At 30.6% G+C, this 19,906-nt stretch carries 24 protein-coding genes; 10 read left to right on the top strand and 14 right to left on the bottom strand.

The genetic code is table 11. From position 1 onward, the window contains the following. Nucleotides 1-59: 59 nt before the first annotated feature. The 5 genes from D3P13_RS00120 to D3P13_RS00100 form a co-directional block, all read right to left on the bottom strand. The gene (locus tag D3P13_RS00120; RefSeq protein WP_117879266.1) at nt 60-821 is read right to left on the bottom strand and encodes an acyl-[acyl-carrier-protein] thioesterase; all 762 of its coding nucleotides are present in this window, start codon (nt 819-821) and stop codon (nt 60-62) included. A gap of 35 nt (nt 822-856) precedes the next feature. Further along, nucleotides 857-1,861: a methylmalonyl Co-A mutase-associated GTPase MeaB gene (gene meaB, locus D3P13_RS00115; RefSeq protein WP_117879265.1), complete on the bottom strand. Its 1,005-nt coding sequence runs from the start codon at nt 1,859-1,861 to the stop codon at nt 857-859. 249 nt (nt 1,862-2,110) lie between these two features. Beyond that, entirely contained in the window at nt 2,111-2,827 is a 717-nt protein-coding gene (locus D3P13_RS00110) for a DUF4197 domain-containing protein (RefSeq protein ID WP_117879264.1), read from the bottom strand. Between the two features lie 22 nt (nt 2,828-2,849). Continuing rightward, nucleotides 2,850-3,923: a glycoside hydrolase family 53 protein gene (locus D3P13_RS00105; RefSeq protein WP_117879263.1), complete on the bottom strand. Its 1,074-nt coding sequence runs from the start codon at nt 3,921-3,923 to the stop codon at nt 2,850-2,852. Further along, nucleotides 3,920-4,612: a DUF4919 domain-containing protein gene (locus D3P13_RS00100; RefSeq protein ID WP_117879262.1), complete on the bottom strand. Its 693-nt coding sequence runs from the start codon at nt 4,610-4,612 to the stop codon at nt 3,920-3,922. Before D3P13_RS00100 ends, D3P13_RS00105 begins: the two co-directional genes overlap by 4 nt. 203 nt (nt 4,613-4,815) lie before the next feature. On the opposite strand from D3P13_RS00100, the gene ctlX reads away from it, so the two are divergent. Further along, the gene (ctlX, locus tag D3P13_RS00095) at nt 4,816-5,751 is read left to right on the top strand and encodes a citrulline utilization hydrolase CtlX (protein ID WP_117880215.1); all 936 of its coding nucleotides are present in this window, start codon (nt 4,816-4,818) and stop codon (nt 5,749-5,751) included. An 11-nt stretch (nt 5,752-5,762) separates the two neighbouring features. On the opposite strand, the gene coaD is transcribed toward ctlX, so the two are convergent. Next, nucleotides 5,763-6,218: a pantetheine-phosphate adenylyltransferase gene (gene coaD, locus D3P13_RS00090; protein ID WP_117879261.1), complete on the bottom strand. Its 456-nt coding sequence runs from the start codon at nt 6,216-6,218 to the stop codon at nt 5,763-5,765. Between the two features lie 112 nt (nt 6,219-6,330). Continuing rightward, nucleotides 6,331-6,795, bottom strand: a complete 465-nt coding sequence (locus D3P13_RS00085) for a DUF4442 domain-containing protein (protein WP_117879260.1) — start codon at nt 6,793-6,795, stop codon at nt 6,331-6,333. 242 nt (nt 6,796-7,037) lie between these two features. Here D3P13_RS00085 and D3P13_RS00080 point away from each other — a divergent pair, with 242 nt between their 5' ends. From D3P13_RS00080 to D3P13_RS00065, 4 genes are all read left to right on the top strand, one after another. Further along, nucleotides 7,038-7,496 (top strand): DUF4870 domain-containing protein, encoded by a 459-nt coding sequence (locus tag D3P13_RS00080; RefSeq protein ID WP_117879259.1) that lies wholly within the window; start codon nt 7,038-7,040, stop codon nt 7,494-7,496. 105 nt (nt 7,497-7,601) lie between these two features. Beyond that, on the top strand, nt 7,602-7,943 hold the full coding sequence (locus D3P13_RS00075; RefSeq protein WP_117879258.1) for a PadR family transcriptional regulator: 342 nt from the start codon (nt 7,602-7,604) through the stop codon (nt 7,941-7,943). Beyond that, nucleotides 7,940-9,739 carry a PspC domain-containing protein gene (locus D3P13_RS00070; RefSeq protein WP_117879257.1) on the top strand — a complete coding sequence of 600 codons (1,800 nt, stop codon included), beginning with the start codon at nt 7,940-7,942 and terminating at the stop codon, nt 9,737-9,739. Before D3P13_RS00075 ends, D3P13_RS00070 begins: the two co-directional genes overlap by 4 nt. A gap of 113 nt (nt 9,740-9,852) precedes the next feature. Next, the gene (locus D3P13_RS00065) at nt 9,853-10,560 is read left to right on the top strand and encodes a head GIN domain-containing protein (protein ID WP_117879256.1); all 708 of its coding nucleotides are present in this window, start codon (nt 9,853-9,855) and stop codon (nt 10,558-10,560) included. A gap of 99 nt (nt 10,561-10,659) precedes the next feature. On the opposite strand, the gene trxB is transcribed toward D3P13_RS00065, so the two are convergent. Further along, on the bottom strand, nt 10,660-11,610 hold the full coding sequence (gene trxB, locus D3P13_RS00060; RefSeq protein WP_117879255.1) for a thioredoxin-disulfide reductase: 951 nt from the start codon (nt 11,608-11,610) through the stop codon (nt 10,660-10,662). Nucleotides 11,611-11,879: 269 nt separating this feature from the next. Between trxB and D3P13_RS00055 the strand changes: the two genes are divergently transcribed. After that, complete coding sequence (locus D3P13_RS00055; RefSeq protein WP_117879254.1) at nt 11,880-12,368, top strand: hypothetical protein; 489 nt, start codon at nt 11,880-11,882, stop codon at nt 12,366-12,368. A gap of 37 nt (nt 12,369-12,405) precedes the next feature. Here D3P13_RS00055 and hpf read toward each other — a convergent pair whose 3' ends face one another. After that, entirely contained in the window at nt 12,406-12,708 is a 303-nt protein-coding gene (hpf, locus tag D3P13_RS00050; protein WP_117879253.1) for a ribosome hibernation-promoting factor, HPF/YfiA family, read from the bottom strand. Between the two features lie 83 nt (nt 12,709-12,791). Here hpf and D3P13_RS00045 point away from each other — a divergent pair, with 83 nt between their 5' ends. Together D3P13_RS00045 and D3P13_RS00040 are read left to right on the top strand one after the other, a co-directional pair. Continuing rightward, nucleotides 12,792-14,006 (top strand): metallophosphoesterase, encoded by a 1,215-nt coding sequence (locus tag D3P13_RS00045; RefSeq protein ID WP_117879252.1) that lies wholly within the window; start codon nt 12,792-12,794, stop codon nt 14,004-14,006. A 107-nt stretch (nt 14,007-14,113) separates the two neighbouring features. Then, nucleotides 14,114-14,752: an SIMPL domain-containing protein gene (locus D3P13_RS00040; RefSeq protein WP_117879251.1), complete on the top strand. Its 639-nt coding sequence runs from the start codon at nt 14,114-14,116 to the stop codon at nt 14,750-14,752. Nucleotides 14,753-14,804: 52 nt separating this feature from the next. On the opposite strand, the gene D3P13_RS00035 is transcribed toward D3P13_RS00040, so the two are convergent. Next, a complete protein-coding gene (locus tag D3P13_RS00035) occupies nt 14,805-15,134 on the bottom strand; it encodes a c-type cytochrome (RefSeq protein WP_117879250.1) in 330 nt (109 codons plus the stop codon). Nucleotides 15,135-15,384: 250 nt separating this feature from the next. Between D3P13_RS00035 and D3P13_RS00030 the strand changes: the two genes are divergently transcribed. Together D3P13_RS00030 and D3P13_RS00025 are read left to right on the top strand one after the other, a co-directional pair. Further along, on the top strand, nt 15,385-15,726 hold the full coding sequence (locus D3P13_RS00030; protein ID WP_117879249.1) for an L-rhamnose mutarotase: 342 nt from the start codon (nt 15,385-15,387) through the stop codon (nt 15,724-15,726). Nucleotides 15,727-15,828: 102 nt separating this feature from the next. Beyond that, nucleotides 15,829-16,413 carry a pseudouridine synthase gene (locus D3P13_RS00025; RefSeq protein ID WP_117879248.1) on the top strand — a complete coding sequence of 195 codons (585 nt, stop codon included), beginning with the start codon at nt 15,829-15,831 and terminating at the stop codon, nt 16,411-16,413. A gap of 572 nt (nt 16,414-16,985) precedes the next feature. Here the strand turns inward: D3P13_RS00025 and D3P13_RS00020 are convergent. The 4 genes from D3P13_RS00020 to D3P13_RS00005 all read right to left on the bottom strand — a co-directional run bounded on the left by D3P13_RS00020 (nt 16,986) and on the right by D3P13_RS00005 (nt 19,574). After that, entirely contained in the window at nt 16,986-17,492 is a 507-nt protein-coding gene (locus D3P13_RS00020; protein WP_117879247.1) for a YkgJ family cysteine cluster protein, read from the bottom strand. An 84-nt stretch (nt 17,493-17,576) separates the two neighbouring features. Beyond that, nucleotides 17,577-17,969 carry a hypothetical protein gene (locus D3P13_RS00015; RefSeq protein WP_117879246.1) on the bottom strand — a complete coding sequence of 131 codons (393 nt, stop codon included), beginning with the start codon at nt 17,967-17,969 and terminating at the stop codon, nt 17,577-17,579. A gap of 187 nt (nt 17,970-18,156) precedes the next feature. Then, nucleotides 18,157-18,681 carry a DUF6933 domain-containing protein gene (locus D3P13_RS00010; RefSeq protein WP_117879245.1) on the bottom strand — a complete coding sequence of 175 codons (525 nt, stop codon included), beginning with the start codon at nt 18,679-18,681 and terminating at the stop codon, nt 18,157-18,159. 134 nt (nt 18,682-18,815) lie between these two features. After that, nucleotides 18,816-19,574, bottom strand: coding sequence for a hypothetical protein (locus tag D3P13_RS00005; protein WP_157972785.1), 759 nt, complete (start codon nt 19,572-19,574; stop codon nt 18,816-18,818). Nucleotides 19,575-19,906: the final 332 nt, after the last annotated feature.

Below are 19,906 nucleotides of genomic sequence, written 5' to 3'. Positions count from 1 at the left end.
AAAAAACCCAGCATTTATTTCTAATTGCTGGGTTTTTTATTTGAAGTAAATGATGTAGATTAAATTTTACGCCATGTAGATTTAGCTGTAGCACAAACTTTATCGCTACCTTTAATTTTTATAGTATGTATAAAAGAATTTTCATTTTGGTCTTCTTTGGTTAATGATATAATATCGTCACCATATTTAGCTTCTGCAATAAAACGACCGTCTATTTCATGTAAAAAATAATTATCTACAATCTGTTCTGGTATAGATTCAATAACCCATTGTAAATACCTAATGTTATTTACATGTTTATTCATATCAGTATCAAATCTATTCACTTTAAATGTTTCAAATGAAATATCACTATCAGTAATAAGAGGCGGAATTTTATGCTTTATATCTCTATTCAAAGAGACTCCACTATTACAGGACCACTTTTGTTTAATATCCTCATAAATAGGAATTGGTTTTCGCTTTTCTATATCAAAGAAAAGCCATAGTCCTTTAGCTCTACCAATGATGTTTTTTTGCTCATCAAAAATAATATTTTCTCTATATCCCTTAATTAGGGAATAGCTAGATAACCAAGTTCTTATTGTAATTTTTTCTTTATAATTTGGATAACGATCCATTTGAAAAGCACCAGAAACCAATACCCAACCAATATCATTAGAAATGAGATCGTACAAACTATGATTTATGGAATAGCAATGATCGGCGGCAGTCTCTTCTAACAATGCTAACATTGTAGTGGGAGAAGCCAAACCCAATTTATTCATTTCAAAATATCTAAGCTCAAATTGCTTGTCAAAATAATATTCAGACGTTGTCATTATAAATTTTTATAAGTAGTGAGCGAATTGCATTTCTAAAAAGAAGCCTTAAATTTTTTAATTATGTTTTCGGCTGCCTTTACAGGTGATATTTCCGAAGATATAACTTTTTTTTCTAAACCATTAAGCTCATTCTTAATGTCCTTAGAACCATAAAACAATTCTTTTAAGGAATCATTTATGTTATTATACATCCATTGTATTTTTTGACGGTTTCTGTTTTTGATAAAATAACCGTTGTCATAAACTAACTTTTTATAATTACCAATTTCATCCCAAACCCATTCTATACCTGTATTTTTTATAGCAGAAACAGTACTTACTAAAGGGCTCCATCCAGATTCTGATAATGGGAAAATATGTAGAGCATTTTGATATTGTCTTTTGGCCATTTGGCTCATTTTAACATTATCTCCATCAGCTTTATTAATAACTAACATGTCAGCCATTTCCATGATACCTTTTTTGATCCCTTGTAATTCATCACCAGCACCAGCTAGCATTAATAATAAAAAGAAATCAGTCATGCTATGAACGGCGGTTTCTGATTGCCCAACACCAACAGTTTCAACAAGTATAACATCATATCCAGCGGCTTCACAAAGGAACATTGTTTCTCCAGTTTTGTTGGCTACGCCACCTAATGTATCACCAGAAGCGGAAGGTCTAATATAGGCTTCATCTAAATTCGCTAAATCTTCCATACGGGTTTTATCGCCCAAAATACTTCCTTTTGAACGTTGGCTACTTGGGTCAATTGATAAAATGGCAACTTTATGGCCTTTAGTAATTAAGAGCTTACCAAAAGCTTCGATAAATGTACTTTTACCAACACCAGGTACACCGGTTATACCAATTCTAATAGAATTACCTGAGTTCGGTAAAATAGATTGAATAATCTCTTTTGCCAGTTTTTTATCACTGGTTAAATTACTTTCAATAATTGTGATAGCTCTCGATAAAAGAACTCGATCTCCTGCTAGTACTCCATTAATATATTCGGCGGCATTTAATCTGTTTTTCGACTTGTAATTCTTCATGAATTATGTGTTTTTTTATCAATAATTACGGGCTATCAAAAATATCACATATATGGTAAAAAAGCGAATATAATGGCGTCTTTATTTTTCTGTATTCAGTACGTTTTACTTCTGAAATAAAATAAGGATCAAGGAAGAGTGGCCCTGTTTTTTATAGCAATTCTATTCGGAAATAAATTACACAACTATGACTATAAATTTCAGTAGAATTAAGAATTGTCTCTTTTTTAGTTTGTATTAAAGTATGGTTTAACGACCATCTTGTAAAGCAAATACTTTCCTTAAAACATCTGTGGTTCGAGAAGAAGCGTTGGTTCTAATTTCTTTTTCTTCAACAGCAATCATAGTATATACACCATTTAATGCTTCTTGAGTAACATAATTTGTCAAATCAGGATTAACCTTTTTTACAAAAGGAATCGTGTTGTATTTGTTAATTAAATTTGCCCATATTTTATCAGCACCCACTTTATCAAATGATGTCTTAATAACAGGTTCAAATTTAGCGTATAATGCATCTGCTGTACCAGTTTTTAAGAATTCGGTTGCGGCATTATCTTCACCTAATAAAATATTTTTTGCATCAGTAAATGTTATTCCTTTAACGGCTTCTACAAATATCGGGGTTGCTTCGCTTACAGCATCTTCTGCAGCTCTATTTAATATTTTTATTCCTTCGTCGGCTAGTTTACTTAGTCCAATATCTCTTAGTCCCTTATCAACCTTTTGTAATTCATCAGGTAAACCTATTTTGACTAAACTATTACCATAAAAACCATTTTCCAAGGTTAATTTTTTAACTTGCTCGTCTATTCCTTTGTCTAGAGCTTGTTTTAATCCACTTGCAATATCAGTATTGCTTAAAGTACCACTAGGTAATGTATTAACTACTTGTTGCAATTCAGCACAAGAGCTTAATGAAATAAAAAGAATAAAGAAAATTGATTTAAAATAAAGCTTAGACATAATATATTTTTAGGCCACAAATTTATTCTTTTTTGAATTGGAAAGAAGAAATAACGGGTACTATTTTATTGTTAAAATCAAATAAGGCTTGATTTTCCCATGGAGAACCGTCTGTAGCCACTTTTCCATTATAAGAAATAAGTTCGCCACCCCAATAGCAAATGCCCTTACCGTTCTCTGTTGAAATAATGAGTTCTTTTATCTTGCTGATAAAATCTTTTTGACCTTCTAGGGTTGCAGGATACTGCGGTAAAATTTGTTCTGAATCACCTACAATATTATTTGTAAAGTCATTCCAATCTAATGTAAAAGGATAGGCCGTTTCGGCAAAAAGGATTTCTTTCTGGTACTTTTTACTTAATTCTGAGAGTGTTATCTTAACTTTTCCCAGGTCTTTTCCATGCCAAATAGGATAGTATGATAGACCTATATAATCATAATCAACAGTTTTTAATTGATCAAAAAACCAATCAGAATTATCAATTCCAGCAAAATGAATCATAATTTTGGTTTCTTTCGAAAGGTCTCTTATTGCCTTAGTACCTGTGTTTAATATTTCTATAAACTGATTTTTATTTGAATTAATATCTCCGTAGGGTAGTAGTAAGCCAGAGTTTATTTCATTGCCTAATTGAATGATGTCAGGTTTAATACCTATTATAATTTTTTGTGTATATCTGTAGATGCTATCTTTTAGAATTGAAAAAGAAAGGTTTTGCCATTTACTGGGAGGAATTTGTTTTCCAGGATCTGCCCAAGTATCAGAATAATGCACGGTTAGCCATACTTTTAATCCTAAATTATGAAGTTGGTCAGCAAATAATTTGACCTCATTAAAACTTGAATGGTCATTTTTTGGATGATTCCAAATTCTCAGCCTTATCGTGTTAACTCCATTGTTTTTAAGAATTGAAACAACATCGTCTGGACTACCATTTGTATTGTAAAAAGCAATATTTTTAGATTCAATTTCAGGTAAGGAAGATAAGTCTATCGCACTAATATAATCTTTGTCTAAAGATTGAATATCTTCTTCTGGAGTACTGTTTGAACAAGATGATAAAAAGATAGCGAGAATTATTATAAGATATCTCATTCCTTTTTATTGAATAAGCTATTCATATGATTTAAGCTTGCACTTACATCAAAGTATAAGCCTTCAATAAGAAATTCATTTTCTTTTAATGTGAGATAATCAAAATGATCAATAAGGCTTTGTTTTCCGCCAAACTCATATCCTAAAAGTTTTATTAGACTGTATTCATGTGTTGGACTTATAACATAGTATGCAGTTTCTTTTGAGTGTCCATCACCAGAACTGAGCATAGCATCTGTAATAATTCTCATTTTTGTGTAGTCTTTTATGAGGCCAATAGAATCTTTGATTTGCTTATCAGCGTAGATTTTATAATTAATTGCATTTAAGTTAAAAGGATTATGCTTTAAAACAGAATCAGAATATTTAATAATGTTTTTTAAATCTACAGTTTCGTATTTTTTCTTTCTTAACGTAATTCTTAAACTATCATTATAATCTGATCGTGTATAAGGTGAATAGCTTTTTTGATAAATAAAACCATAATATAAATGCCTTTTTTCTTTTAAGGTCATCGTGGTATCTGCGTTACTGAATTTCTCCAATAATTTAGGGTAAAATAGGGTAGAATTGTTTTGACTTATATTCTTTTTAATCTGATTATAATTGGGCTTTTTAATACTCATGTTTTGGGAAAAACCAAGACTAAAACAAAATACTAAAATAATGGGTAACAATATTTTTTTCATTCAAATTTAATTTTAAGGCCGCTGAAATTTTTCAATAAACATGGCCTAATGGTCTCAAAATATGTAACCCTAAAACCAATTTCATAACAATGTGTAAAAACTCCTATTTGTAACGAATTTAATTATTTTTAATAGAACGACCAAAATTTTAAATTATTACTGAATTTTAGATTAGATTTGGCCTTTTAAATATGGAGTCTACAATGCAACAAATAACAAACACAATTTTAATGGTTCGTCCTGTAAATTTTAGGATGAATGAACAAACTGCGGTCAACAATTATTTTCAAGAAGATTTAAAACTTAAAAGTAATGAAATTAACAATAAGGCTCAACAGGAATTTGATGCTTTTGTTGAAAAACTGCGGTCAGTTGGGGTAACTGTTATTGTTGTAAAAGATCTTGAAAGTCAAGATACTCCTGATTCAATTTTCCCGAATAACTGGGTCTCTTTTCATGAAAATGGAGATGTTGCTATTTATCCGATGTTTGCTGAAAATAGACGACCAGAACGACGAGAAGATATTTTTGATGAAATTGAAAATCATGGATATTTAATAAACAATATAGTAGATTATACGACAGCAGAAGAAGAAAATATTTTTTTAGAGGGGACGGGGAGTTTAGCTTTAGATAGAAAAAACAGAAAAGCCTATTGTGCTCTATCTCCAAGAGCAAACGAAGAGCTTATTATTGAATTTTGCGAAGATTTTGAATATACTCCAGTTATTTTTACAGCTTATCAAACGGTTAAGAATGAACGTCTACCTATTTATCACACCAATGTTATGATGTGCTTAGCTGAAACATTTGCTATTATTTGCTTAGATTGTATTGATGATAAGAAAGAACGTAAGAATGTTCTTAAACATTTAAAGGAAGATGGATTAGAAGTTATTGCCATCACTGAAGAACAAGTGGCCAGTTTTGCAGGCAATATGTTACAGGTTAAAAGTAAAGATGAAAAAAGGCATTTAGTAATGAGTGAAGCCGCTCATAACTCGTTAACCCAAGATCAAATTACTAAAATTAATAAGCATTGTGATATCGTATCAAGTCCCATAGACACTATTGAAACTTGTGGTGGAGGAAGTGCTAGATGTATGATGGCTGAGGTGTTTTTACCAAAAGAAGGTTAAAGTATTTCTATTTATTCTACCCTAACACTTTCTGGAACGAGTATGGTATAATTCCCTTTATTTCTTATCACATCTCTAACAATAGAGGAGGAGATATACGATGTTTTTGCTGAGGTCAATAGAAACACTGTTTCAACAGGTGATAAATCTCTATTGGTATGAGCTATGGCTTTTTCAAATTCAAAATCGGCTGGATTTCGTAATCCACGTAAAATAAAGTCAGCATCTATCTCTTTACAAAAGTCGACAGTTAATCCTTTATAGGTAACTACTTTTACTTTCGGAAAGTTTTTAAAAGTTTCTTCAATAAATTGTTTTCGCTTTTTTACTGAAAACATATATTTCTTTTCCGCATTGATACCAATAGCTACGACAACTTCATCAAAAACTTTAACTCCACGTTTAATAATGTCATAATGGCCTAAGGTTAAGGGATCGAATGATCCAGGAAATAATGCTCGTTTCATAAAATTAAATATCAAATTTCAAGCAGCAAATTACAAATAATATCCAAATTACAATGTTTAAAGCATTCAAATACTCACTTTAATTTTTTGGTTATTATTATAGATTTGGGATTTATTTATTGATCCTTACCTTTATACTCCACTCGTATTCGAATTTTGAAACAGAATCACCTTGTTCGTCAATACCTTCCGCTACCATTGTTAATGTTACCCCTTCTTTTGTGGTTATAGTTTTATCAATTGCCGTTTTTACAAGGCCACCATCTTTACAAATAAAATTTATTCTTCCAGTTGCCTTTTTAGTAAAGGTTCCTGTTTGTTTTGTAACTAGCATTGATATTTTTTGGCCACTTTCATCAATATGCTTCATCACTAAAATACCGGTTGCCAATTCAGAGGCCATACCTTGAGTTGCCCAATACAATGATTTAAATGGATTTTGATTTATCCACTTGTGCTTTACTGTGGCGATAGCTTCATTATCATCTATAGATTTGACCCTTACTCCAGAAAAATATGCAGAGGGAAGCTTAAATAATAAGAATTTATTTAAGTTTTTGACGGTAAATTTTGACATGTAAGTTATTTTAATGCAATATAGTGAAATTATAAATTCAAACAATTTCAATAGATTAATTAAATTCGAAATACATTTAATATTCTGTTTAACAATATGTTGTGTTATATTTTCGTCCCTTTCATTCCTGTTTTAGACGCAAGTGTTATGTTAAATAAATGTTAAAAAATAGTACTAAGTATTGCACAGTACTATCTTTTATACATATATTTGCATAAGAAAGTATTATATACATCAAGATTATGCTAACACAAAACGAAAAGAATACAGGATTTTTAATTCATTTATCAGCTTTTTTAAGCTTTGTTTTTCCATTCGGTAGTATTATTGGCCCTGTAATAATGTGGTCAATTAGTAAAGACAAGAGCGAGTATTCAGATAAAAATGGAATAGCAGCGGTGAATTTTAATTTAAGTTATACCCTGTACTTATTTATTTTAGGAATGATACTATTTCCTTTCGCCTTTGGAAGTTTCTTTAATTATTTGAGACGAATTGATGACTTTGATCATTTAAATAATTTTAATTATCATTTTGATTTTGATAACCTTTTTGGAATTTTAAGTATAGGAAGCTTAATAGCGATAGTAGCCTTTTTAAGATATATATTAATTGTTGTGGCAGCTATAAAAGCCAATAGAGGAGAGGTGTATAATTATCCACTGACTATAAATTTTATAAAACGCGATAAAATCAAATAACACAAACAAGCCAAAACTAAATATAATGATACAGATTTTAACAACATTACTCATTTTTATGATTAATTTTATTGTAATTGTAATGCGTAATTAAACGGACACATAATGAAGATAGAAAATACAAAAGCACAAATGCGAAAAGGCGTTTTAGAATTTTGCATCCTATCCATTTTACAAGATGGGGATGCTTATACTAGCGAGATTTTATCGAGCCTAAAAGATGCAAAATTGCTTGTGGTTGAAGGTACAATTTACCCGCTTTTAACGAGACTTAAAAACGCAGGTTTACTTAGTTATCGTTGGGAGGAATCAACATCTGGTCCTCCAAGAAAATATTACGGATTAACAGAAACAGGCACATTATTTTTAAAAGAACTAACCACAACTTGGGCAGAGCTTGTCTTAGCTGTAAAAACAGTAACTACAAAAAAATCAACAAAAAAATGAACAAGACAATAAATATAAATTTAGGAGGAATCTTTTTTCATATTGATGAAGAGGCTTATCAAAAATTGAGAAGATATTTAGATGCTATCCGTCGTTCATTAAGTGACGACCCTCAGGGTAGAGACGAAATTATCAATGATATTGAGTCACGTATAAGTGAATTGCTTTCAGAGCGAGTTAAAGACCAGAGACAAGTCATTAGTGAAGTTGATATTGATGAGGTAATTGCTGTTATGGGGCAACCCGAAGACTATATGATAGATGAAGAATTGTTTACCGATGATTCTGGTAAAAACTACAGCAGTAAATCGACCAAGAAAAAACTTTTTAGAGATGGAGATGATAAGTTTATTGGAGGTGTAGCCTCTGGTATGGCTCATTATTTTGATGTAGATGCTATATGGATTAGAATAGGATGGTTGGTAGCTACTTTTGGACTTGGATTTGGACCTTTGGTTTACATCATTTTATGGATTCTATTACCTGAAGCGAAAACTACAGCAGATAAATTACAAATGGAAGGTGAGCCCGTTAATATCACTAACATAGAAAAGAAAATTAGAGCTGAATTTGAAGATGTTTCGGAGAGTGTAAAAGGAGCTGCTAGTGAAGTGTCTGACGCTGTAAAAGGAGCATATGATAATGTGTCAAGTGCTGTAAAAAAAAAAGACATAAGAAGAGGAAACTCTAGAGCTCGGTCGGGTCTTCAGGATGTTATCCATACATTAGGTAGGGTGTTGGCTGGTATCTTTTTGGTATTAGGGAAGTTTATTGGGGTCATAGTTATCTTAGTCTCTGTAATTTCTTTAATTACATTAGTGATAAGCTTATTTACTGCAGGTACGGTCGATTTTATGGGAATGGATTCCTTTTTTGATGATGATTTTCAGATGCTAAGTGGAACTGGTGTTCCTATATGGTTAATTTCATTGTTGATTTTGATATTAATTGGGATTCCTATTTTTATGCTGTTTATTTTAGGATTGTTTATCCTTTCTAATAAAACCAAAATATTGAGTAGACCCACAAAATTAGTGTTTCTTGCAATTTGGATTATTGCTCTTTTATCTGCCATTTTCTTCGGAATAAAACAAGGTGCAGAATTTGCGAATGAAGGGTCATCTATCGAGAAAAATGAACTATCTATGATGTCATCAGATACCTTAACCATAAAAATGGTTGATAATGAAGATCTGTCAAATAACAATAATTTCAACCATAAAATCTATTTCAAAAAAGTGTTGGATGCTAATGATCAAATTAAATTTTACTCTAATGATGTAAATATCTCCATTAGAAAATCAGATAGTACAGAAGCGTACACTAAAATTTATAGAAGAGCAAATGGTAGAACACGTTTAATTGCCAGAGAAAATGCAGAACGTATTGAGTATAATTACCAACAGTTTGGAAATAATTTAGTGTTTGATAGCTATTTTTTAACAGATAGTAGAAATACATTCAGAAATCAAGATTTAAAAATCAACTTATATATTCCTGAAAATAAAGTGGTTTATTTTGAAGAGTCATCTCGAGTGTTTTTAAGAAATATTAAGACTGTTAATAATATGTATAGTAGAGATATGGTTAAGCATTATTTTAAAATGACAGATGAAGGGTTAGCATGTTTAGATTGTCCTCCACCAAAATCTGAAAACACTAATGATGATGAAAAAGACAATGAAAAAAACGGTGTCAATATCAAATTAAATGGTGACAGCTTAAATGTTGAAATCAATGATAATGGTGAAAAGGCTGAAATTAAGATTGATGAAAATGGAGTTATCATAAAATAATAACTGCTCATCCTAATTAAAATGCAATTCAGTAACTTAAAATAGTGCTGCTCATTCATTTGAGTGATATTTGAATGAATCAATTAATATTAACAAACTAAAAATAAAAAAATATGAAAACTATTTTAAAAATTACGACAGTAATCGTATTGTTTTTGACAACTAGTTGTATGCTAGATGGTGTTAAGGGAAATAGAAATGTGATTACCCAAGAAAGAACAATTACCTCAGATTTTGATGCCATTTCTGTGAGTAACGGAATAGAAGTACGTTTAACAATGAGCGATGAAACTTCTTTATCAGTAGAGGCAGATGAAAATTTGCACGACTTAATTATTACCGAAGTAGAAGACGGAGTATTACGTATATATTCTGAAAAAAATATTTGGAGTGCAAAGTCTAAAAAAGTGTATTTAACAGCCACTGATATTATTAAGATTAAAGCGACTAGTGGGGCAAATGTATATTCTGAAAATACAATATCAGCAGATGAGTTTGATGTTAGAACTTCAAGTGGAGCAGATGTGAAATTAATGTTAGATGTTTCTGATTTAATTTGTAATACGAGTAGTGGCTCTGGAGCAAGTTTAAAAGGTGCTACAGGAAGTTTTTCTGCAAACGCATCAAGTGGAAGTAATATTAGAGCAAATGATTTAATTGCAAAGACGTGTAATGCTGATGTTTCTAGTGGAGCTAATGTATCAGTTACTGTAACAGAAAGTATTGATGCCAATGCAAGTAGTGGTGGAGGTATTAGATATTCAGGTAATCCAGAAAATGTTCAGAAAAATAGTTCTTCTGGTGGTAGTATAAGAGGATAAAAAGAAAACTTAGAACTAAATGTTTCTATATTTTTTGCACAAAAAAAGAGTCTGTTTTATTAAAACAGACTCTTTTTTATTTTCTAAGATTGTGTATTATTAGTTTTCTAAAGCAGCTAAATATCTTTCAGCATCTAAAGCAGCCATACAACCTGTACCTGCAGCAGTTATTGCTTGTCTATATTCTTTGTCTTGTACATCACCAGCAGCAAAAACGCCTGGTAATTTTGTTTTAGTAGATTTTCCTTTAGTTATCAAATAACCAGTTTCATCCATATCTAAAACACCATTGAATAATTCAGTATTTGGTTTATGTCCAATAGCAATAAAAACACCAGTTACAGCTATTTCACGTTTTTCACCCGTTTTATTGTTTACAACACGAACTCCCTCAACAACTTGATCTCCTAATACTTCATCTAATTCCGTAAAATACAACACCTCTAAATTTTCAGTGTTAGCCACTCTATGTTGCATAGCTTTTGAGGCTCTCATTTCATCACGACGAACCAAAAGAGTTACCTTTTTACACAGTTTAGACAAGTAGGTAGCTTCTTCTGCCGCAGTATCTCCACCACCAACAACAATAACATCTTGGCCTTTGTAAAAGAATCCATCACAGGTAGCACATGCAGAAACACCACCACCTTTTAATCTTTCTTCACTAGGTAAACCTAAATATTTTGCAGTTGCACCTGTTGAGATTATGACACTTTCAGCTTCTATTTCTTTTGAACCATCAATTGTTACTTTATGGATACCACCAACTTTATCACTAAATGCTACTTTGGTAGCTAGTCCGAATCTTACTTCTGTATCAAAACGCTCGGCTTGTTTTTTAAAATCTTCCATCATTTGGGTGCCATCAACACCTTCAGGATAGCCAGGGTAATTATCAACTTCAGTAGTTGTTGTTAATTGTCCACCAGGTTCTAAACCTGTATACATTACTGGTTTTAAATCTGCTCTTGCGGCGTATATAGCTGCAGCATAACCTGCTGGGCCCGATCCTATAATAAGGCATTTTATTTTTTCTATATTTTCTGACATTATTTTATGTTTTAGAAAAGCAAATTTAGAATATTTTTACCGCTAATCAAGTTAGTTTTTATCATTTTTTATAATCTACTAATAAGCTAAATTTATAGTATGAAATTCGATTTAAGCCTACATATAAAATACCTGTAAATAAGGTAATACGTTTATCATAATTAAAAACGTTAAATTTTATGTGGTTTGAGTCAAATTATGTGAAATTTTGTCAATAGGTTTGCATGTATATTAATTATAAACATGTGTAATATAAAATTTATAAATAGATGAGAAAATTATTGTTTACCACTATTTTAATAGCTGGTTTTGTTTGTCAAACTAAGGCACAAGAAATTTCAAAGCATGCATTAGGATTTCGATTAGGGGATAATGATGGTTTTGGTGGTGAAATTTCTTATCAAACAAAATTAAATACTAAAAACAGATTAGAAATAGATTTAGGTTTGAGAAATACTAAATACCGAAATGCTTGGAAACTATCAGGTATTTATCAATGGGTATGGAATATTGATGGTGGTTTTAACTGGTATGCAGGGTTCGGAGCGGGTATTGGTACTTGGAATCACAAAGACAAATATAAAGATGACTTTGATGACGGACTTTTTGTTAATGGTGATGGAAATATTGGAATAGAATATAACTTTGATATTCCTTTATTAGTGTCAATTGATTTTAGACCTGAATTTGGAATTGTGAATAATTATGGTGATAATTTAGATTTTGATTTGGCTTTAAGTCTAAGGTATCAGTTTTGAAAATTTAGGGTCAATTATTTTTAATTGACCCTAAATTTTAAGAATGTGTTTTCATTGATGCCTTCCGTTTTTGTAATTGCTTTTCTATATCTCTTATTGTTGCATCTGTAGCAGCTTCCCAACTGTTTTCATCAGAAGTTGCAAAAATTAAAGGTCCAGGTAAGCTTAACCTAATATCACATATTTTACCCTTTCCTGTAGGGTCATTTTCTAATTTGTAAGATACATCTGCTTTAATAATCCAATCATATTTTTTTTCTAATTTTTCTAAACGTTCTGTAACAAACGTTTCCATCGTCTCACTTGTAGGCATTTTTACGAATTGAATAATTATTTCCATATTAGTTTTTTTTAATTAATAATAGTTAAATTTAATACACTATTCTTAGATAAAAAAATTATCGTGTTATAATAATTTAAAAAATGAAATCGTTTTCCTTTTTTACTATCGTTCTATTATGTATTGCCATTTTGGTAATTGATGTTCTAGCATTTTTCGCATTACAACCCATTTTAACTTTAATTAATTCCCATTTAATTAAAATTTCTATTGATATTTCTTTTTGGTTATTCTCTTTGGGATTGATTATTTCAATCTTAATTTTAAAAATTAAAATGGATTCCATACATCCCGGAAGAAAACAGCTTTTAATTTCTAGTTTATACGGTTTAACAGTATCTTCTTTTATCCCAAAATTAATTTTTGTTATGGTAATTGCTTTGTTTTATTTTACAAATCAATTATTGCCAAATTCGAAGTGGTTAATTATTGTATTAGCACTGCTTTCCGGATTTTTACCATTTTTTGTAATTGTGTATGCCATTTTTAAAGCAGCTTATAGATTCAAAGTTCATAACGTTGAAGTGGCATTTAATAATTTGGCCGAAAATTTTATAGGTTTTAAAATTGTTCAAATTTCTGATGTACATATAGGAAGTTTTAATTATCGATATAAAATTTTAGAAAGTGCAGTGAAACTAATTAATGATTGTAAGCCTGATCTTATTTTTTTTACGGGAGATATGGTTAATAATTATGCTTGGGAACTCAATGGTTGGTCAAAAGTATTTGAAAAACTAGAGGCTAAAGAAGGTAAATTTGCTGTCTTGGGTAACCATGACTATGGCGATTATAGTCAATGGAAAAGACCAAAGGACAAAAAAGATAATTTTGAATCTATAAAATATTTCTTTAAAAAAATTAATTTCAATTTATTATTAAACAGTGCAGCAATTATAAAGCGAAACGATGAAGAAATTGCTATCGTTGGGGTAGAGAATTGGGGTAACCCACCCTTTAAACAATATGGCAATTTAAACAAAGCATTAACGGGAGTGAAATCGATACCATTTAAGATTTTATTATCACATGATCCTTCCCATTGGCCCGAAGAGGTTATTGATAAAACGGATATTCCTTTAACGCTTTCTGGTCACACTCATGGCATGCAAGCCGGATTTAATTTTAAAAATAAAAAATGGAGTCCGATACAATATAAATATAAGCATTGGGCTGGTCTTTATAAACAAAATAATCAATATTTATATGTTAATAGAGGCTTGGGGTGGTTAGGTTTTCCAGGAAGAATTGGAATGAGGCCAGAAATTACTGTACTTACATTAAATAAAACCCCCTAAAAGCAGGGGTGTATTTTTACCATAATAAGGTGTGTATATACATTCTCTTTTTGTAGATTTTTGTAATGGATATAAATCAAAAAATTAATATTACTAAATAGTAAATTATGAAATTAGAAAACACAAACAACTTACGAAATTTGAAATTATTAGCCATACTTTTTGTAATGATCAGCTCTTTTTCTTTTGCTCAAATAGACAAACCATATATTGATGTTAGCGGACAAGTTGAGTATTCAAGAGAGGTAGAGAGATATTCAGCTACCATTATTGTATCTGAAGACTTAGCCTATAATAGTTATGATGAGAATACAAGTTTTGATAAAATAAAAAGTGACTATTTCGATAAATTAAAAAGTAATAATGTTAATGTATCGCAATTAAAGGAAGATACATTGGCTTATACTGCCATGGGATATAGAAAAAAAGGAATGGTGTATCAATTTGAAACCACTTCTCAATCAAAGTTTATTGAATTGCTTTCGACAGGTTTTTCGGGTGTTAGTATTAATGAAAAACATGTATTTTATAAACCATTAACTCCTCAACAAGTTGAAGACTTATCAAAGAAAGCCATTGAAAATGCCAAGACAAGAGCTGAGCTGATTGCGAAAAGTGCGGGAAAAAAAACTGGAACGATACTTTCCCTAAATAATTATAGAGAAGAAAGCAAAAGAGCGTTTTATAATACGAGAGACCTTACCGATCACGTTTTTAATATTGGTGTGAGATACCAATTACAATAGAACCTATTATAAAAGAAATGATAGTCGATTGATAAGTGTTAATCGGCTATTTTTATTTAAAACTATTCTTTTCCCAATCTTTAATTAATTCAATTTGATCAGAAGTTAAAACGTCACCTTCTGGAGGCATTGAGCCATCTTCAACTCGTCCTATTAAATCTTTGTTGAGAACAGCATCTTTAACGTTTTCTAATGTAACTAGTGCTATTGGGGCTCCGTTTTTTTGAGGGTCTGAATGACAGCTATTACATTTACTGTCAATTATACTTTTAATGTTTGTTGTGTAGGTAATGTTAATTATAGGTTCCTCTACTGGATCATCATCTTTTGAAGCACATGATGTAAATGTTAAAATTAAAATAAAAATTAAATTTTTCATCATGTAATTGTTTTAATGATAGTCCCTTAATTATAAGTAAACTTATTTTTTAAATTATTATTTGATTTTATAGGCAGATTTATAAAATGAAATACTTTTCTAGTTTTGTGTTGCGGTCTAAATTTTTCCGAAATATTCCCGTTTAATTTTAAAAATGGATTCAAATTGATGTTTTGTTTAAGAACTATTAAAGTCTATTACTTTAAATTTGTAAGATGTAGTAGCAAAATAAATTTTTGATTAAAAAATAAATATGGAAACAAAAAGATATTGCTTTTCTTGCGATTTAAAAGATGACTCTAAATTAATTTCCGAATACAAGGAATACCATGCAGCAGGAAATACATGGCCAGAAATCACGAAAAGTATTAAAGATGCCGGAATTGTTGATATGCAAATTTACGTTACGGGAAATCGCATGTTTATGATTATGGAAGTTGATGAAACGTTTAGCTTTGAAAGAAAAGCAGATATGGACGCTAACAATTCTAAAGTACAAGAATGGGAAACGTTGATGTGGAACTATCAACAAGCATTACCTTGGGCAAAAGAGGGAGAAAAATGGATAGCGTTAGATACTATTTTTAAGCTCTAATCATTTACAGACCATTTGTTGTTAAAATTTTAAAAAGCGAAATTATTCAGATTTGAAAGCTTTATACTTTTATAATAAAACGTATACATTCTAACGTATCCTATGTTAACTAAAAATAGACATCACCACTTTATATTTCACAAGCCTTATGGTTATTTAAGTCAGTTTGTAAATAACCAAAACAAAAGGAAAAATAAGCGGTTGATAGGTGAACTTCATGATTTTCCTGAGGGAGTAATGGCAATAGGTCGTTTAGATGAAAACTCTGAAGGTTTATTGTTATTGACTACTGATGGTAAGAAGAGTGAACATATTCGTAGCAGAAAGGTTGAAAAAGAGTACTATGCATTAGTAGATGGTATTATTGATGATGATGCCATAGAAATTCTTCAAAAAGGGGTAACTATAGGCGTAAATGGTGAAGAATATACAACAAAACCTTGTACAGTATTTTACGTACACTCGGTGGCAGAATATCCTATTGAAGATAGAAAAGTAAGAGATGAACGACATGGTCCTAAAAGTTGGGTTGGTATTATTGTGACAGAAGGTAAATTTAGACAAGTACGCAAAATGACTGCGGCTGTAGGATTTCCGACATTACGATTAGTGCGGGTTAGAATAGGTAATGTAAAACTTGAATTACCCGCTGGTGTAGTAAAGGAAGTTGATGATTTTGATGCTTAAAATAATCACAATTTTTATAGTATCACAAAGATTTAAAATTCAACTTCGTTGGTAATGTATTCAAATAAAAAAAGCCTAAAATCAATAGTTGAGAAGGGAGGATTATTCGCTTCGCTTATATTCCTTAAGGGAATTCGTTGCTAAAAGAAAACATTTATTCGCTTTGCTCATATGTCTTTTTGTTTTATTCAAGTCATTGAGCAAGCTCAAACTTGTATAAAACAAAAAAACTTTTCATGTTCATGAAAAGTTTTCTTTTGTCGGGGCGAGAGGATTATTTAAAAATTAATAAACCCCTGTATATCAAGCTTTTAAAACACTTTTAACTGTATATGTTCACCGAATTGCACACTAAAGTTAAAAAGAACTATTTAAAAACAAATTTTATTCGTTTTTACAAATACAAAGATACAATTTATATTAAATAGCCATTAATTTAATTAGGATTAATGATTAACGGACTCGAATAGATCAAGAGGTTAAAGTATGGAAATACCTTTTAGATTCAAAAAATCGCTTCGCGATTATGCATAATAATACTCAGCTACATTGTTTTGTTCTTCATTTAAAAACTACCTAAAGTCAAATTCATTTTTTAAATTTTCTACCACGTTAAAGACAATTGGACAAATTCCATAATTTTCCATCATGCCCAATGTTCTAGAGTTAAAATGTTTCTTATTAATATGAGGATAAGATTTACAATCTATCGGTCTAAGATCATAGATTGAACATTTTTTATCTGATAAATATTTACAAGGCGTATTTTTTAAGTATTTAATGTTCTCCAAGTCATCTCGTTCTATAAAATTCTCTATATAAAATTCTCGCGATACTTTATCAATTATGGTCAAGGTTTCAATTTCTTTATTCGTCACGCATGGTCTCAAAGTTTTACAACAATTTCCACATTTTGTGCAGTCAATTCGGCTTTCTATTTCTTCATTTAATCTATGGACAATGCCATCAACTTTTATACTATCTTGTCCTTTAAGAAAAGTTCGAAATCTTAGATTTTCATTTTCCTTCAGATTTCCTATTTGCTCAATTTTTTCAATATTTAATTCTAGCGGTATCATTTTGATAGATTTATTTTTGTTCTAACTTTTAATAAGCAATGTTAAATTCTTTCATTTTTTAAACTTTTTCTATTTTATTATCAACTATGATTCTTCTTCTGTTTTTTCATAATTCACTATTTCCACCATTTTATCTAAGTATTTTTGATACAAGCTTTCTTTTAGGTCATTCGGTGCTATATATTCTAATTTGCTACTCATATAATGAGCTAATTGTATTATTTCCATATTTATGAAAACCTTACAATATTCTTCAAAAGCCCCTTCAACTTTGGTCATAATTAGAGCCTCCGCAAGATTTAATCTAATTGATGGTGACCAAGTTTCAGAATAACCCATTAATGTTTCAATTGCATTGCTATTTAGGTTATCCAAATAACCTCGAAGTTTTTCATTTCCCTCGTATTCCCACCATTCTATATCATCATCATGAAAATATAATAAATCATATATATAATCGAAAGTTTGTTTTTTCATAATGTCCCGTCCTGAACGCAATAGCCATGAATAGTACTGAGGCAAGGAAAACTTTTCGTTTTCGACTAAGCACTTAGTAAAAGCTTTTTGTTTGTTTTATTTTTTTAATTAGAGCTAAATCTGAAAAATATTTCGGATGCATAAATATACGCAAAGCCTCGAATTAGAGTTTTATTGAATACAGGTTTTATTTCATCAACAGACTTTTCATTTCTTTTATTGAATCAGTATAGTCAGACATTCTGTGCCCTTTTCCGATATGAATCGGACTAGTATTCAATCGATTTGTCAAGTCCTTAATTGGCATATTTTCTAAACTCCCAAATTCGTCTTTCCACCATTCCAAGTCCTGAATTCGATGGTTTTGAAATCCCATTGTTTTCCTATCATTATCGGTTGGTAGAAATTCGAGTTCGCCAATTATTTCGTTTAGATTTTCAAAATCCGTTATTATTCCGTCATATACTAATTGTCCATAAAACGCATTTTTAAATATTTCTTTAATATTTTTTAAATCTGTAGTCTTGATGCCAGTAAGTATGACTATATATTGAGTTTTTGCATTGGAAATTAGCCAACATTTTTTTCGGTCAACATAAAAGACTGTCGCATTCCATTTTCCTAGAATTCCACATTCTTCGTTTGACTTGGTTTGCATTAATTTTTTAACCAACTTTTCTAGCTTTTTCGATGTGTGGATTGGAGTTCTCATTTTTATGGTTAACAACGTGTTTCTTTAGTTTGTTGCGTGGTTTAAGCAACTAAAGTTAGCAAATAAATCACAGATAGAAAGTCCGCGAGGACTTTCGTAAGTATGCTAGAACTAGCAATGAATTATACACGGTGTTATATGCCGTTTTTTGTTGTCCACCGATATTTACTTCCATAATTTTTGTCGTCAGTTACGAGTTCATATTCAATTTTTGGTCTATTATTAACCAAATAATACTGCACTAAATCCGAATACTGACTATTTGTGTGAAATTCAAGTTCGTTTTTCTTTGTCCAAGTTCCATAAAAAACATAGTCGGATTGCATATCGGCAATAAGATAGTTTCCATATTTGGGAAGTTGTCCACCAAATGGAATTACTGAAATATGAATAAAATTTAAGTTACTTCTATTTTTCAAATAGCGATAAGCCACAAGTTCAAATTGTCCATTCGGGGAAGTTTCTTTGTGTTCAATTTCTAAATGGTCTTCTTTGTCAATGTAGTCTAATGCAGAAACTTTGATTTTTACATTATTCACTTCTTCATCTTTCAATTCAATTTTTTTTCCCGTTCTCAACAAATGTAGAATGTCATATTGAGCTGAAATGCTTTTATTATCAATCCATTTTAATTTTGTCAAAGTGTTTGGAAGAGAATAGTTTCTTAAGTTCTTTGTTGTATCAGAAAGTTTAAGAATTGCAGTTCCTGCTTGTCCATAGCCAAATGCTCCAAGGTCTAAACTATAATTTATTAAAACCATAGAGTTGTCTGGTGAAAACTCTCTGTAATTTTCCAGATAATCTTGGTCAGTCATTAACACATCATCTTTCCTGTCGTAAAGGTTACACGAGGATAAAATTGCCAAAGTCAATATGTAAATTATCTTTCTCAAGTTCAGTTTTTAAATGGCATATAACGTCAGTCTGTCTAATAACTAAATTTCAATCGCTGAGAATCGCCTATTCAGAAATTTTCAAAGACACCTGCCCGAATATTAAAGTTACGAAAACAGGTTATTAGACAGTCTGACGTGTTTGTATATGGAAAGTTGCGTGTTTGCGTGCGAGGATTTTCCGAAGGAAAATCAGACGTAGCAAACGTGCAACGACCTTTGTTTTAGCACAACACCAGCAATTTTTTATATACGTTGTTGAACTAATCCCGACCGAAAAGTCGGGAAGCTTTTTATTATTAGTTAAAAATAGTAGAACTTGCTTATATAAC

It is taken from the genome of Aureibaculum luteum (assembly GCF_003449015.1).
GTDB classification, from domain to species: Bacteria; Bacteroidota; Bacteroidia; order Flavobacteriales; family Flavobacteriaceae; genus Aureibaculum; species Aureibaculum luteum.
The sequence above is the reverse complement of the archived record's forward strand: the minus strand, read 5'-3'. Positions and strand labels throughout refer to the sequence as shown.

Excerpts from the sequence above, each read along its gene's own strand:
- D3P13_RS00120 (WP_117879266.1), bottom strand. The coding sequence starts at position 821 with ATGACAACGTCTGAATATTATTTTGACAAGCAATTTGAGCTTAGATAT.
- meaB (WP_117879265.1), bottom strand. The coding sequence starts at position 1,861 with ATGAAGAATTACAAGTCGAAAAACAGATTAAATGCCGCCGAATATATT.
- D3P13_RS00110 (WP_117879264.1), bottom strand. The coding sequence starts at position 2,827 with ATGTCTAAGCTTTATTTTAAATCAATTTTCTTTATTCTTTTTATTTCA.
- D3P13_RS00105 (WP_117879263.1), bottom strand. The coding sequence starts at position 3,923 with ATGAGATATCTTATAATAATTCTCGCTATCTTTTTATCATCTTGTTCA.
- D3P13_RS00100 (WP_117879262.1), bottom strand. The coding sequence starts at position 4,612 with ATGAAAAAAATATTGTTACCCATTATTTTAGTATTTTGTTTTAGTCTT.
- ctlX (WP_117880215.1), top strand. The coding sequence starts at position 4,816 with ATGCAACAAATAACAAACACAATTTTAATGGTTCGTCCTGTAAATTTT.
- coaD (WP_117879261.1), bottom strand. The coding sequence starts at position 6,218 with ATGAAACGAGCATTATTTCCTGGATCATTCGATCCCTTAACCTTAGGC.
- D3P13_RS00085 (WP_117879260.1), bottom strand. The coding sequence starts at position 6,795 with ATGTCAAAATTTACCGTCAAAAACTTAAATAAATTCTTATTATTTAAG.
- D3P13_RS00080 (WP_117879259.1), top strand. The coding sequence starts at position 7,038 with ATGCTAACACAAAACGAAAAGAATACAGGATTTTTAATTCATTTATCA.
- D3P13_RS00075 (WP_117879258.1), top strand. The coding sequence starts at position 7,602 with ATGAAGATAGAAAATACAAAAGCACAAATGCGAAAAGGCGTTTTAGAA.
- D3P13_RS00070 (WP_117879257.1), top strand. The coding sequence starts at position 7,940 with ATGAACAAGACAATAAATATAAATTTAGGAGGAATCTTTTTTCATATT.
- D3P13_RS00065 (WP_117879256.1), top strand. The coding sequence starts at position 9,853 with ATGAAAACTATTTTAAAAATTACGACAGTAATCGTATTGTTTTTGACA.
- trxB (WP_117879255.1), bottom strand. The coding sequence starts at position 11,610 with ATGTCAGAAAATATAGAAAAAATAAAATGCCTTATTATAGGATCGGGC.
- D3P13_RS00055 (WP_117879254.1), top strand. The coding sequence starts at position 11,880 with ATGAGAAAATTATTGTTTACCACTATTTTAATAGCTGGTTTTGTTTGT.
- hpf (WP_117879253.1), bottom strand. The coding sequence starts at position 12,708 with ATGGAAATAATTATTCAATTCGTAAAAATGCCTACAAGTGAGACGATG.
- D3P13_RS00045 (WP_117879252.1), top strand. The coding sequence starts at position 12,792 with ATGAAATCGTTTTCCTTTTTTACTATCGTTCTATTATGTATTGCCATT.
- D3P13_RS00040 (WP_117879251.1), top strand. The coding sequence starts at position 14,114 with ATGAAATTAGAAAACACAAACAACTTACGAAATTTGAAATTATTAGCC.
- D3P13_RS00035 (WP_117879250.1), bottom strand. The coding sequence starts at position 15,134 with ATGATGAAAAATTTAATTTTTATTTTAATTTTAACATTTACATCATGT.
- D3P13_RS00030 (WP_117879249.1), top strand. The coding sequence starts at position 15,385 with ATGGAAACAAAAAGATATTGCTTTTCTTGCGATTTAAAAGATGACTCT.
- D3P13_RS00025 (WP_117879248.1), top strand. The coding sequence starts at position 15,829 with ATGTTAACTAAAAATAGACATCACCACTTTATATTTCACAAGCCTTAT.
- D3P13_RS00020 (WP_117879247.1), bottom strand. The coding sequence starts at position 17,492 with ATGATACCGCTAGAATTAAATATTGAAAAAATTGAGCAAATAGGAAAT.
- D3P13_RS00015 (WP_117879246.1), bottom strand. The coding sequence starts at position 17,969 with ATGAAAAAACAAACTTTCGATTATATATATGATTTATTATATTTTCAT.
- D3P13_RS00010 (WP_117879245.1), bottom strand. The coding sequence starts at position 18,681 with ATGAGAACTCCAATCCACACATCGAAAAAGCTAGAAAAGTTGGTTAAA.